The following is a 12,896-nucleotide window of genomic DNA, read 5'->3' on the forward strand; positions in this document are numbered from 1 at the left end:
CTCAGGCGTCGGCGTCCCCGCCGCGGCGTGCCGGACGTCCACGGCGCGGGGCGACGGCGAGGCCGAGCGGGCCCGCTCCCGTGGCCCGCGCCTCGTCGATGCGACGTTCCGCCGCGTCCAGCCAGGACAGCCGCGCGGCGGTCTGCGCCTCCTGCGCCTCGACGGCGAGCAGGCGCGCGAGCGGGAGCCCGCCCTCGGCTGCCTCCAGCTCGCGACGGAGCCGGGCGAGCGCCGCCGCTTCCCGTCGCGCGCCCTCGCGCTCCACCCGCACGACCTCCCGCGCGTCCGCGTCGGGCAGGGACAGCGCCAGGGTCACCTTCACGAGCAGCTCGTCCCGTGTCCCGACCGCTCCCACGCTCGCGGTGAGCCACGACCCGACCTCCGCGACGCCGGCGGCCGTGATCGTGTACGGCACGTGCCCCGCGTCATCCGTGGCGCCCTTGACGACGAGCCCGTCGCGCTCGAGCCGGTCGAGGGTGTTGTAGATCTGGCCGACGTTGAGCGGCGCGGCGGTGCCGGTGCGTCGGGTGAACTCCGTCCGCAGCTGGTAGCCGTAGCAGGTGCCCTCGGTGAGGACCGCGAGGAGCGCGTGCCGTACCGACATCGACTCCTCGTCTCCCGGCCCGGCGGACCGCCACCTGGAGCCTAGGCATTCCGGGAATGCATTCCCGGGGGACCCGCCGCGTCCGCACGATGCCGCGCGTACCGGCGGCGGCCCGGCGCGTCGTGCGGCCGATGTTGCCGATCCCCAGGATCACCGGGCATGATGAGACCCGTCGGCGCTCGCGCCGGCCGCACCGGCAGGTGTGGAGCTCGTCCATCGCACGCAGATCGTTGGGGAAGACGCATCTGATCGGATGGAGGAGACCCCATGGAAGCACCCGTCGCCAACTCAAGACCGGCTCGAGGAGTGCTCTACGTGCACTCCTCCCCTCGCGCGCTCTGCCCCCATGTCGAATGGGCCGCCGGTCGTGCGCTCGGTCATGCCGTGAACTTCACGTGGGATCCGCAGCCTGTGCTGAAGGGCGCCATGCGCGCCGAGTACTACTGGGAGGGTCCGGAGGGCTCGGGCGCCGCGATCGCCAGCGGCCTCCGCGGCTGGGAGCACCTCCGCTACGAGGTCACCGAGGACGCGGGACCGGGACGGGACGGCGGGCGGTGGATGCACACGCCGGACCTCGGCGTGTTCTTCGCGCAGACCGACACGGCCGGGAACACGGTCATCCCCGAGGACCGCATCCGCTACGCGCTCGACGTCGCCGGGTCGAACACCCTCGAGCTGCACCGCGAGCTCCGGCTCGCGATGGGCCAGGCCTGGGACGACGAGCTCGAGGCTTTCCGCCACGCGAGCGACTTCAGCCCGGTCGTCTGGCTGCACAAGGTCGGCTGACCGCAGCGACCCGGCCGGCGGCTCCTCCTCCCGCCGATGCACGACGAAGGGCCCCGACCGATCGGTCGGGGCCCTTCGTCGTGCGCTCGTCGCTAGACGCTGCGGAACGCGATGACGGCGTTGTGCCCGCCGAAGCCGAACGAGTTGCTGATCGCCAGCAGGTCGCCGTCGCCGAGCGCGCGGGGCGAGGTGACGACGTCGAGCGGGATGTCGGGATCCTGCTCCGTCAGGTTGATCGTCGGGGGAGCGGTGCGCTCCGCCAGCGCCTTGACGGTGAAGACCGCCTCGATCGCTCCGGCGCCGCCGAGGAGGTGGCCGGTGGAGGCCTTGGTCGCGCTGACCGGGATCCCGTGCACCGCATCACCGAAGACGCGCTCGAGCGCCTTGTACTCGGCGATGTCGCCGACCGGCGTGCTCGTGGCGTGGACGTTGATGTGCGACACGTCGGCACGGGAGTAGCCCGCGCCCTCGATGGTCTGCACCATCGCCCGGGCCGCCGCCGTGCCCTCGGGGTCCGGCGCGGTGATGTGGAACGCGTCGCTCGTGACCGCTCCGCCGACGAGCTCGGCGTAGATGCGGGCGCCACGGGCCTTCGCGTGCTCCTCCGTCTCGAGGACGAGGGCGGCACCGCCCTCGCCGAGGACGAACCCGTCCCGCGCGATGTCGTAGGGGCGCGACGCGCGCGCCGGGTCGTCGTTGCGCTTGGACAGCGCCTGCATCGCCGCGAACGACGCGATGGGCAGGGGGTGGATGGAGGCCTCGGACCCGCCGGCGACGATGATGTCGGCGCGCCCGGCCTGCAGGTGCTCGTAGGCGCTGGCGATGGACTCGGTGCTCGACGCGCAGGCGGAGACCACGGTCTGGATGCCGGCGCGAGCGCCGAGCGCCATGCCGACCGCAGCCGCGGGGCCGTTGGGCATGAGCATGGGGACGGTCATGGGGAGGACGCGGCGCGGCCCCTTCTCGCGGAGGGTGTCCCAGGCGTCGAGGAGCGTCCACACGCCGCCGATGCCGGTGGCCCAGTCCACGGCGAACCGCAGCGGGTCGACCTCGGGGGAGCCCGCGTCGGCCCAGGCCTCACGCGCGGCGGTGAGCGCGAACTGGCTGGACGGGTCGAGGCGCTTCGTCTCGATGCGCTGCATGACCTCGGAGGACGGCACCTTCGCCTGACCCGCGAACGTGATGGGGATCTCCCACTTCGCCACCCAGTCCTGCTCGAGGGTGCTGATGCCCGACTCGCCGCGGAGGAGCGCCTGCCAGGTGTCCTCCGCCGTTCCGCCGAGGGGCGACGTGGCGCCGATCCCGGTGACGACGATCTTCTTGGGGGTGGTCATGCGTGGCGTCTCCTCGACGTCGGGAAAGGGGAGGGGAGACGGCCGGCCCCGGCTCCGGGACCGGCCGTCGTCCGCGCGATCAGGACTGCGCGTTGGTGATGAACGTGACCGCGTCGCCGACGGTCTTGAGGTTCTTGACTTCCTCGTCGGGGATCTTCACGTCGAACTTCTCCTCGGCGTTGACGACGATCGTCATCATCGAGATCGAGTCGATGTCCAGGTCGTCGGTGAACGACTTGTCCATCTCGACGGTGTCGGTGGCGATCCCGGTCTCGTCGTTGACGAGCTCGGCCAGGCCGGCCAGGACTTCTTCGGTGGACAGTGCCATGTGTTTCTCCTCGTGGTTCGTGATGACCGGAACAGCTTATGGGGCGGTGGGGCTCAGGGCAGGACGACGACCTGCGCGCCGAAGACGAGTCCCGCGCCGAACCCGATCTGCAGCGCGAGGCCGCCCGAGAGCGACGGGTCCTCGGCGAGCAGGCGGTGCGTCGCGAGCGGGATCGACGCGGCGGACGTGTTGCCCGTGGTCTCGATGTCGCGCGCGATGGCGACGGTGTCGGGGAGGCCGAGCTGCTTCGCGAACTCGTCGACGATGCGCATGTTGGCCTGGTGCGGGATGAACGCGGCGAGCTGGTCGGCGGTGATCCCGGCGCGGTCCAGCGCCTCCTTGGCGACCTTGGCCATCTCCCACACCGCCCAGCGGAAGACCTTCTGGCCGTCCTGGCGCAGGGTCGGCCACGCGGACCCGTCGCGCATGCCCTTCAGCGTGCCGCTCATGCCGACCGCGTCCCAGTTCGACCCGTCGGAGCCCCACACGGTCGGCGAGATGCCGGGCGTGTCGCTCGGGCCGACGATGGCGGCGCCCGCGCCGTCGCCCAGCAGGAAGGAGATGGACCGATCGGTGGGGTCGACGATGTCGGACAGCTTCTCGGCCCCGACCACGAGCACGTACTCGGCGAGACCCGAGCGGATGAACGAGTCGGCCTGCGCGATGCCGTAGGTGTAGCCGGCGCACGCAGCGGAGATGTCGTAGGCCGGCGCGGGGTTCGCGCCGATGCGGTCCGCGAGGAGCGCGGCCATCGACGGCGTCTGGACGGTGTTGCTGACCGTCGAGACGAGGACGATGCCGATCTGCTCCGGGCGGATGCCGGCCTTGGCGATGGCCTCGAGCGAGGCCGTGGTCGCGAGGTCCACGGCGTCCACGTCGGCCGAGGCGCGCTTCCGCGTGATGATGCCGGTGCGCTTGCGGATCCACTCGTCGGACGAGTCGATGGGGCCGATGAGGTCCTCGTTCGGCACGTCGAGCTCGCCGCGCGCGGCGCCGAGGCCCCAGATGCGGGTGAAGCGCTCGACCACGGGCGCGGTCTGGATGGTGGGGCGGGACTGGGCGGTCATGTCTGCCTGTTCGGTGTCGGGTGCGGCGGGATCAGGCATGCGCGTCGAGCATGTCGATGGCCGCCGGGAGGTCGTCGGGCGTCGAGAGGGCCAGCGTGGGCAGCCCCTTGAGGCCGCGCTTGGCGAGGCCGGTGAGCGCGCCGGCCGGGGCGACCTCGATGAGGCCCGTGACGCCCGCCTCGTCGAAGGCCTCCATGCAGAGGTCCCAGCGCACGGGGCTCGCCACCTGGCCGACGACCAGGTCGAGGAAGGCGGCACCCGACTCGACGCGGCTGCCGTCGCGGTTCGTCCAGATGGGGAAGCGCGGGTCGCGGGGGGCGAGCGGGGCGACGGCCTCGCGGAGGGTCGCCACGGCGGGCGCCATGTGGTGGGTGTGGAACGCGCCGGCGACCTGCAGCGGGATGACGCGCGTGCCGCGCAGCGGCTCGGCCTGCAGGGCCGCGAGGGCCTCGGGAGCACCGGCGACGACGATCTGCCCTCCGCCGTTGAAGTTCGCCGGCTCGAGGCCCAGCTCCGCGAGGCGGGCGAGGACCGCGTCCTGGTCGCCGCCCACGACGGCGCTCATGCCGGTCCGGGTGACGGCGGCTGCCTCGGCCATCGCGTCGCCGCGGGTGCGCACGAGCGCCATGGCCTCGGCGTCGGAGACGATCCCGACGCCGGCGGCGGCGGTGATCTCCCCGACCGAGTGGCCGGCGATGCCCGCGACGTACGCGTCGCGGCCGTCGGCGAGGAGCGCGTGCAGGGCCATGATGCCGGCGGCCACGATGAGCGGCTGGGCCACCGCCGTGTCCCGGATCGTGTCGGCGTCCGAGGTCGTGCCGTGCGTGACGAGATCGAGCCCGGCGGCGTCGCCGAGCTCACCCAGACGTCGAGCGTGCTCGGGGTGCTCGAGCCAGGGGGAGAGGAAGCCGGGCTTCTGGGAGCCCTGACCCGGGCAGACGACGATGATCATCCGTCCATCCTCCCGCCCGGCGCGAGGAGCGCCGGAGTCGACGTCCTACAGAGGATCCGGCGCGACATTGTGACGAGGCCACACGCGGCGTCCCTCACCGGGCCGCCTGGCGCTTGGGGCGGGCGCGCCCGGAGCCCTGCTGCTTGGGGACGGCGGTGCCGGCCTCCGCGATGCTGCCGATGATGAGCGCCGCCTGCAGGATGAGCGCCTCGCGGGCTCCCGTGGCGTCCCAGCCGATGACGTCGGACACGCGCTTCAGGCGGTACCTCACCGTGTTCGGGTGCACGAAGAGCTCGCGGGCGGTCGCCTCGAGCGAGCGCCCGGTGTCGAGGTAGCACCACAGCGTGGCCAGGAGCTCGGTGGAGTGCGCCTGCAGCGGCTTGTAGATCCGGTTGATGAGCGTGGACCGGGCGAGCGGGTCGCCCGCGAGGGCGCGCTCGGGCAGGAGATCGTCGGCGAGCGTCGGCCGGGGCGCGTTCCGCCAGGACCGTGCCACCGCGAACCCCGCGAGGGCGGCACGAGCGCTGCGGGACGCCTCGACGAGGCTCGGCACCTCGTGGCCGAGGACCAGGTGGCCGGAGCCGAAGCCGGGCTCCAGCTGCGTCGCGATCTCGAGGAAGGCGACGGGCGGGGTCTCGGGTGCCGGGGCCTCGGGATCGACGACCGCGGGCGACGCCCGGCCGATCACGAGCACCAGGCGGCTGCCCTGCACCCCGATGAGCACGTCCGCGTCGAGGTGCCGCGCCGTGCGGCGCAGCTGGTCCACGTCGAGCACCGCCGGTGCGGTGCCCACGAGCACCGACACCTCGCCGTGCCCGTGCCAGCCCAGCGCCGCGATGCGCGACGGCAGCTCGTCGTCGTACTCGCCGGACAGGATGCTGTCGACCACGAGCGCCTCGAGCCGGGCGTCCCACAGTCCGCGGGCCTCGGCGGCGCGCGCGTAGACGTCGGCGGCGGCGAAGGCGATCTCGCGCGAGTACAGGAGGATCGCGTCGCGGACCGTGCGGTGACGGTCCCGCACCCGGTCCTCGACGACCTCCACCGTCACCCGGATGAGCTGCAGCGTCTGCTGCAGGCTCACCGAGCGCAGCAGCTCGCGCGGCGCGGCGCCGAAGACGTCCGCCGCGATCCACGGCGTGGAGTCGGGGTCGTCGTACCAGTGGATGAACGAGGTGATGCCGGCCTGCGCGACGAGCCCGACGGCGGAGCGCCGCCCCGGCGGCATGTCGCCGTACCAGGGCAGCGTGTCCTCCAGCCGCTGCAGGGTCGCGCTCGCCAGCTCCCCCGAGAGGGACCGGAGCCACGTCAGCGTCTCCGCCTTCGTCTCCCCGGTCTCCACGTCGGTGTCGTGCCGATCGCTCGTGGTCACGTCAGGTCGGCGCAGCTCACGCCTCGCCGCCCGCCGATCCGGTCGTGCCCGCGTTCACGTCGAGCAGGCGGTACTTGTCGATGGCCCACTTCGGCGCGTCCTGGTCGACCTTGCCCTGCTTGGCGAGGCGCTGGAGCGTCTTCACGACCATCGACGGTCCGTCGATCGCGAAGAAGCGGCGCGCGGCCGGGCGGGTGTCCGAGAAGCCGAAGCCGTCGGCGCCCAGGGTCGAGTAGTCCCCCGGCACGAACTGGCGGATCTGGTCGGGCACCGCGTGCGAGAAGTCGGTGACCGCGACGAACGGGCCCTCGGCGCCGCGCAGCTTCTCCTCCAGGTACGGGACCCGGGTCTCGGAGTGCGGGTGCAGGAGGTTGTGCTCCTCGGCCGCCAGGCCGTCGCGACGGAGCTCGCCCCACGAGGTGACCGACCACACGTCGGCGGACACGCCCCAGTCGTCGGCGAGGAGCTTCTGCGCCTCGAGCGCCCACGGCACGGCGACGCCGGATGCCATCAGCTGCGCCTTCGGCCCGTCGATCCAGCCGTCCTTGAGCTTGTAGACGCCGCGGACGATGCCGTCGACGTCCACGCCCTCGGGCTCGGCCGGGTGGATGATCGGCTCGTTGTAGACCGTGAGGTAGTACATGACGTTGGGGTCCTCGTGCTCCCCGCCGTACATGCGCTCGAGGCCCGTGCGGACGATGTGCCCGATCTCGTAGGCGTACGCCGGGTCGTAGGAGACGACCGCGGGGTTCGTCTGCGACAGGACGAGCGAGTGCCCGTCGGCGTGCTGCAGGCCCTCGCCCGTGAGCGTCGTGCGCCCGGCCGTCGCGCCGATGAGGAAGCCGCGCGCCATCTGGTCGCCGGCCGCCCAGATCGCGTCGCCCGTGCGCTGGAACCCGAACATCGAGTAGAAGACGTAGATCGGGATGAGGGGCTCCCCCTGCGTGGAGTACGTGGTGCCGAGGTTGGTGAACGCCGCCAGGGCGCCCGCCTCGTTGATGCCCACGTGCACGATCTGGCCCTGCGGGCTCTCCTTGTAGGAGAGCAGCAGCTCGCGATCGACCGAGGTGTAGTGCTGGCCGTTCGGGTTGTAGATCTTCGCCGTCGGGAAGAAGGCGTCGATGCCGAACGTGCGGGCCTCGTCCGGGATGATCGGGACGACGCGGTTGCCGAAGTCCTTCGACCGGATGAGGTCCTTCAGCAGGCGGACGAACGCCATGGTCGTGGCGATCTCCTGCGTGCCGGATCCCTTCTTGGAGATGCGGTACGCCGAGTCGTCCGGCAGCGAGATGGCCGTGTGCGCCGTGCGGCGCTCGGGCGAGTACCCGCCGAGCGCGCGGCGGCGCTCCTGCATGTACTGGATCGCCTCGTCGTCCTGACCGGGGTGGTAGTACGGCGGCAGGTACGGGTCCTGCTCGAGCTGGGCGTCCGTGATCGGCACGCGCATCTCGTCGCGGAACTGCTTGAGGTTGTCGAGCGTGAGCTTCTTCATCTGGTGGGTCGCGTTGCGTCCCTCGAAGCTCGGGCCGAGGCCGTAGCCCTTGACCGTCTTCGCGAGGATCACCGTGGGCTGGCCCGTGTGCTCGCTGGCCGCCTTGAACGCCGCGTAGACCTTGCGGTAGTCGTGACCGCCGCGCTTGAGGTTCCAGATCTGGTCGTCGCTGTAGCCCTCGACGAGCTTCGCGGTGCGCTCGTCGCGACCGAAGAAGTTCTCGCGGATGTACGCGCCGCTCTCGGCCTTGAAGGTCTGGTAGTCGCCGTCGGGCGTGCGGTTCATGAGGTCGAGGAGCGCGCCCTCGGTGTCGCGGGCGAGCAGGTCGTCCCACTCGCGGCCCCAGACGACCTTGATGACGTTCCAGCCGGCACCGCGGAAGAAGCTCTCGAGCTCCTGGATGATCTTGCCGTTGCCGCGGACGGGCCCGTCGAGGCGCTGCAGGTTGCAGTTGATGACGAAGTTCAGGTTGTCGAGCTTCTCGTTCGCCGCGACCTGGAGCTGGCCGCGGCTCTCGACCTCGTCCATCTCGCCGTCGCCGAGGAAGGCCCAGACCTGCTGGTCGGAGGCGTCCTTGATGCCGCGGTTGGTGAGGTACTTGTTCGCCTGCGCCTGGTAGATCGCGTTGATCGGGCCGAGGCCCATCGAGACCGTGGGGAACTGCCAGAACTCCGGCATGAGGCGCGGGTGCGGGTACGACGAGAGCCCGCCGCCCTGGTGGCTCTTCTCCTGGCGGAAGCCGTCGAGCTGGTGCTCGCTCAGGCGCCCCTCGAGGAAGGCGCGCGCGTAGGTGCCGGGGGAGGCGTGGCCCTGCACGAAGACCTGGTCGCCACCGCCCGCGTGGTCCTGCCCGCGGAAGAAGTGGTTGTAGCCGACCTCGTAGAGCGCGGCCGAGGAGGCGTACGTCGCGATGTGACCGCCGACCGCGATGCCGGGACGCTGGGCCCGGTGCACCGTGACGGCCGCGTTCCAGCGGATCCAGGCGCGGTAGCGGCGCTCGAGGTCCTCGTCGCCCGGGAAGTCCGGCTCGTTCTCCGGCGCGATGGTGTTGATGTAGTCCGTGGTGGGGACCATCGGCACGTTGAGGTGCAGCTCCTTGGAGCGCTTGAGGAGGCTGAGCATGACGTCGCGCGCGCGACCCCGGCCCTGCGTCTCGACGAGCCCGTCGAGGGACTCGTTCCATTCGGCGGTCTCTTCCGGATCCTGGTCGGTGTGGTTCACCGAGTACGGATCCTGGTCGTTGACAGTCACCCTCGACCTCTTCCTGTGGTGTGCAGACATCGTCTTCGGTGCCACGGGGCTCGAAGGGTGCGAGACCGCGCGTACGCCGAGAGCCAGCCTACCCATGCCGACCGCCCGCGACGGACGCCGCGGGGGCGCGCCCGATCCCGGTCCCCGCCGCGCGTCCACGCCCGCCGCTGGACATCGCGGATCCCCGGCGTAGGATCGGTCCTCGTGCCAGACAGGAGACACTCGCCGGCACGGAAGGATCCGCACCCCATGGCCCTGGCCAACGACACACAGGCTCCCGACTTCGAGCTCGCCAACCAGTACGGCGAGCGGGTCCGGTTGAGCGAGTACCGCGGGCACCGCGCGGTCGCCCTCGTCTTCTTCCCCCTGGCGTTCTCCGGGACGTGCACCGGCGAGATGTGCCAGCTCGAGGAGAACCTCGCCCTGTTCGCCGACAGCCGGGTGGAGCTCATCGGCATCAGCGTCGACAGCAAGCACACGCTGCGCGCATGGGCGCAGCAGCAGGGGATCGACTTCCAGCTCCTCGCCGACTTCTGGCCGCACGGCCAGGTGGCGAAGGAGTACGGCGTGTTCCTCGAGGAGAAGGGGTTCGCGAACCGCGCCACCTTCCTCATCGACACGCGCGGCATCATCCGCGGCAGCTTCATCACGGCCCCGGGCGAGGCCCGCGAGCTCGAGGCGTACCGCAGCGCGATCCGCGACCTGGCGCTCGTCCCCGCCTGACCGGACGACCGCCCGGTCCGACGGGGCCTCAGCTCAGGATGTTGACGGCCCGGGCGATGACCAGCGCGAGGATCACGAAGCCGGCGAAGGCCTCGAGCGCCATCAGCGCCTTCGCACGGTGGCTGAGCGGCATGGTGTCGGTGGGGCTGTACGCCATCGAGTTCGTGAGCGAGAAGTACGCGTAGTCGACGAAGCCCGGCACCCAGTCCGCGTGCTCCGACGAGCGGCGGGCGACCTCGGTGACGGCGCCCGCGTCCTCGTCCTGGGGGAAGCGGAAGTCGGCGGGCGCCAGCGCCGCGCGCTCCCGCGTGCGACGCGCGACGGGACCTCCGCGGTCGAGCTCCCAGAACACCAGCGCGAACACCAGGACGTTCGTCGTCCACACCTGGAGCGCCGTGAGGAGGAGCTCCGGACCCGCCTCCGAGGCGTCGACCAGCGCGATCACCAGCACGACGAGGCTCACCTGGTTCGCGACGAGCAGCAGCCCGCCGAGCGCGAGCCCCAGTCCCCGCGACCACGCCGTCTCGCGGGTCAGCCGTCGTGGGTTGAGGGCGACGAGCGGCACGAGCAGCGCCACCGCGATCACGACCACTGCGGCGCGCACCCCGGAGGGCACGGCGGTCGGCGCGACGCCGTACAGGGCCACGGCGACGAGCAGCCCCGCCGCGGCGGGCCAGCGGGGCTCCGCTGCCGCGCGGCGGGACGGGTGGGTGGGCACGGGGAGAGGCTACGACGGGCCGGTGCACCGGAGCGGGGGCGCGCCGACGCCCTCGGCTAGCATGGCCAGGCGCCGGGTCACCGGACGCCAGGGCCCTTAGCTCAGTTGGTAGAGCGCCACGTTTACACCGTGGATGTCGTCGGTTCGAGCCCGGCAGGGCCCACCTCGCCAGGGATGCGGGGCCCCGCGGGGGGCCGGACGGGTGTCGACGGCTCCGCCGATCCGCCCGATGCCTCGCGTCATGCCCGCGTCGTCAGTCCCCGCACGAGCAGGTCGAGGCCGAAGGCGAAGTCCCCGTCCGGATCGTCGCCGTCCATCTCGACGGGCAGCAAGCCCAGGCGCCGGAGCCCGATCCGCTGCTGCTCGTGCGTCACGTGCCCCAGCACGAAGTGCAGGACCGCCGCCGCGGCGCGGGCCGCCTCCCGCTCCCCGAGACCGCCCGCCGCGACGGCCGCGGAGAGCGCGTCACGGGCGGCGGTGGCGCCCAGCCCGAGCGCGGTCGTGCTGGCCACGACCTCGGCCCCGTCGCGGTGGGCGAGGAGCGCCCGGCGGAGGGCGGCGGCCTGCTGCCGGACGCGCTCGCCCCACCCTGCTCCCGGATCTGCCGGCGGCGCGGCGGCCTCGGCCACGATCCGGTCGGCCAGCTCCGCGAGGAGGCTCTGCTTGTCGGGGAAGTGCCAGTACAGGGCGCTGGGCTGCACGTCGAGGGCGGCGCCGAGACGCCGCATGGTGAAGTCGGGGAGCCCGTGCTCGTCGAGGATCCGCAGGGCGGTGCGTGCCACGTCGTCGCGGGTGTGCCTCCCGGAAGCCCCCTGTCGCGCCATGCCCCCACTATAGTGAACGGCGTTCAGGTGAACGCCGTTCAGGCGCCGCCTCCTCGCCTCTCACCCGAAGGACGCCCATGACCTCGACCCGCCCCGTCGCCACCGGCTCCGCGCGCGCGGCCCGGCTCGACGCCACCGACCTCGCTCGCGTCGCCGTGATGGCCGCGGTCGTCGCCGTGCTGGGCCTGCCCGGCAGCATCAGCGTCATGGGCGGCGTGCCCATCACCGCGCAGACGCTCGGCGTCATGCTCGCCGGGGCCGTGCTCGGGCCCGTCCTCGGCGCGCTCGCGCTCACCGTCCTCCTCGCGCTCGTGGCGGTCGGGCTCCCGCTGCTGTCGGGAGGCACCGGCGGCCTGGGCGTGTTCCTCGGGCCCTCCGGCGGCTACCTCGTCGGTTGGATCCTCGGCGCGGCCGTCGTCGGACTCGTCGTGCACCTGGGCGGACGGCGGCCCACGGCCTGGCGCACCGCGCTCGCGATGCTGGGAGGCGGCATCGCGGTCATCTACGCGGTCGGCATCCCCGTGCAGAGCCTCGTCACGCGGCTGCCGCTGGCCGAGACCGCGCTCACGAGCCTCGTCTTCCTCCCGGGGGACCTCGTGAAGGCGGCCATCGCCACCGGGATCGTCATGACGCTCGTCCGCGGGTACCCGCGCGCGTTCCGCCGCGCCGGCGGGTGGCGCTCCTCCCGGCCGGTCGGCGCCACGACCGCGACGCGGTGATGACGCCCGAGGGCGCGTCCCCGGCGGCTCTGCACCTGGACGGCGTCGGCGTCCGCCTCGGCGAGCTCGAGGCGCTCCGCGACGTGACGCTCGACGTGGACGCGCGCACCCTGGCCGTCATCGGCGAGAACGGATCCGGCAAGAGCACCTTCGCCCGGCTCGTCGGCGGCCTCGTGGAGCGCAGCTCCGGTGAGCTGCGCGTCCTCGGCATCGACCCGGCCGGCGGCCCGCGGGAGCTCCGACGCCGCGTCGCGCTGGTCTTCAGCAACCCGGATGCGCAGATCGTCATGCCCACCGTCGCGGAGGACGTCGCGTTCTCGCTGCGTCCGGAGCGGCTGCCCCGCGCCGAGTCCGCGGCGCGCGTCGCCGAGGCGCTGCGGCGGTTCGGCATCGCGCATCTCGCGGAGCGCTCGTCGCACGAGCTCTCCGGCGGGCAGAAGCAGCTGCTCGCCCTCGCGGGCGCCTTCGTCCGTCGACCCGAGCTGGTGGTCGCGGACGAGCCGACGGCGTACCTCGATGCCCGGAACGCGCGCCGGGTCGCCGACCACCTCTTCGAGGAGGGGCACCGGCTCGTGCTCGTCACGCACGACCTCGCCGCCGCCGCCCGGTGCGACGCCGCCGTGCTCTTCGCCGGCGGGCGGGTGATCCGGAGCGGAGGACCGGGTGAGGTCGTCGACGCGTACGAGGCGATGCTCGGGTGACCCTCGGCGATGCGCGGCGCGGCCGGCT

At 72.6% G+C, this 12,896-nt stretch carries 13 protein-coding genes and 1 tRNA gene; 5 read left to right on the forward strand and 9 right to left on the reverse strand.

Translation table 11 applies throughout. The annotated features are described in order from the left end of the window. Position 1: 1 nt before the first annotated feature. Complete coding sequence (locus tag Q6969_RS00740; RefSeq protein ID WP_317228736.1) at positions 2–604, reverse strand: PadR family transcriptional regulator; 603 nt, start codon at positions 602–604, stop codon at positions 2–4. 267 nt (positions 605–871) lie between these two features. On the opposite strand from Q6969_RS00740, the gene Q6969_RS00745 reads away from it, so the two are divergent. Further along, positions 872–1,390, forward strand: coding sequence for a DUF3145 domain-containing protein (locus Q6969_RS00745; RefSeq protein WP_012038303.1), 519 nt, complete (start codon positions 872–874; stop codon positions 1,388–1,390). Positions 1,391–1,482: 92 nt separating this feature from the next. Here Q6969_RS00745 and Q6969_RS00750 read toward each other — a convergent pair whose 3' ends face one another. The 6 genes from Q6969_RS00750 to aceE all read right to left on the reverse strand — a co-directional run bounded on the left by Q6969_RS00750 (position 1,483) and on the right by aceE (position 9,183). Next, entirely contained in the window at positions 1,483–2,724 is a 1,242-nt protein-coding gene (locus Q6969_RS00750) for a beta-ketoacyl-[acyl-carrier-protein] synthase family protein (protein WP_317228737.1), read from the reverse strand. Between the two features lie 79 nt (positions 2,725–2,803). Further along, positions 2,804–3,052: an acyl carrier protein gene (locus Q6969_RS00755; RefSeq protein ID WP_012038305.1), complete on the reverse strand. Its 249-nt coding sequence runs from the start codon at positions 3,050–3,052 to the stop codon at positions 2,804–2,806. A gap of 53 nt (positions 3,053–3,105) precedes the next feature. After that, positions 3,106–4,119: a beta-ketoacyl-ACP synthase III gene (locus Q6969_RS00760; RefSeq protein ID WP_317228738.1), complete on the reverse strand. Its 1,014-nt coding sequence runs from the start codon at positions 4,117–4,119 to the stop codon at positions 3,106–3,108. A gap of 31 nt (positions 4,120–4,150) precedes the next feature. Beyond that, positions 4,151–5,071 carry an ACP S-malonyltransferase gene (locus Q6969_RS00765; RefSeq protein WP_317228739.1) on the reverse strand — a complete coding sequence of 307 codons (921 nt, stop codon included), beginning with the start codon at positions 5,069–5,071 and terminating at the stop codon, positions 4,151–4,153. A gap of 94 nt (positions 5,072–5,165) precedes the next feature. Next, positions 5,166–6,440: a helix-turn-helix domain-containing protein gene (locus Q6969_RS00770; protein WP_317228740.1), complete on the reverse strand. Its 1,275-nt coding sequence runs from the start codon at positions 6,438–6,440 to the stop codon at positions 5,166–5,168. A gap of 16 nt (positions 6,441–6,456) precedes the next feature. Beyond that, complete coding sequence (aceE, locus tag Q6969_RS00775; RefSeq protein WP_317228741.1) at positions 6,457–9,183, reverse strand: pyruvate dehydrogenase (acetyl-transferring), homodimeric type; 2,727 nt, start codon at positions 9,181–9,183, stop codon at positions 6,457–6,459. A 249-nt stretch (positions 9,184–9,432) separates the two neighbouring features. On the opposite strand from aceE, the gene Q6969_RS00780 reads away from it, so the two are divergent. Then, positions 9,433–9,906 (forward strand): peroxiredoxin, encoded by a 474-nt coding sequence (locus Q6969_RS00780; protein WP_317228742.1) that lies wholly within the window; start codon positions 9,433–9,435, stop codon positions 9,904–9,906. 28 nt (positions 9,907–9,934) lie between these two features. Here Q6969_RS00780 and Q6969_RS00785 read toward each other — a convergent pair whose 3' ends face one another. Beyond that, positions 9,935–10,624, reverse strand: a complete 690-nt coding sequence (locus tag Q6969_RS00785; RefSeq protein ID WP_317228743.1) for a hypothetical protein — start codon at positions 10,622–10,624, stop codon at positions 9,935–9,937. Between the two features lie 90 nt (positions 10,625–10,714). On the opposite strand from Q6969_RS00785, the gene Q6969_RS00790 reads away from it, so the two are divergent. After that, positions 10,715–10,787, forward strand: a tRNA-Val gene (locus Q6969_RS00790). Positions 10,788–10,863: 76 nt separating this feature from the next. Here the strand turns inward: Q6969_RS00790 and Q6969_RS00795 are convergent. Further along, complete coding sequence (locus tag Q6969_RS00795) at positions 10,864–11,448, reverse strand: TetR/AcrR family transcriptional regulator C-terminal domain-containing protein (RefSeq protein WP_317228744.1); 585 nt, start codon at positions 11,446–11,448, stop codon at positions 10,864–10,866. Positions 11,449–11,525: 77 nt separating this feature from the next. Between Q6969_RS00795 and Q6969_RS00800 the strand changes: the two genes are divergently transcribed. Next, positions 11,526–12,167, forward strand: a complete 642-nt coding sequence (locus Q6969_RS00800) for a biotin transporter BioY (protein WP_317228745.1) — start codon at positions 11,526–11,528, stop codon at positions 12,165–12,167. Beyond that, complete coding sequence (locus tag Q6969_RS00805; protein ID WP_317228757.1) at positions 12,167–12,868, forward strand: ABC transporter ATP-binding protein; 702 nt, start codon at positions 12,167–12,169, stop codon at positions 12,866–12,868. The genes Q6969_RS00800 and Q6969_RS00805 overlap by 1 nt, the downstream gene beginning before the upstream one ends. Positions 12,869–12,896 lie beyond the last annotated feature (28 nt).

The organism is Clavibacter sp. MX14-G9D (assembly GCF_032917815.1).
In the GTDB taxonomy this organism is placed as follows: Bacteria; Actinomycetota; Actinomycetes; order Actinomycetales; family Microbacteriaceae; genus Clavibacter; species Clavibacter michiganensis_K.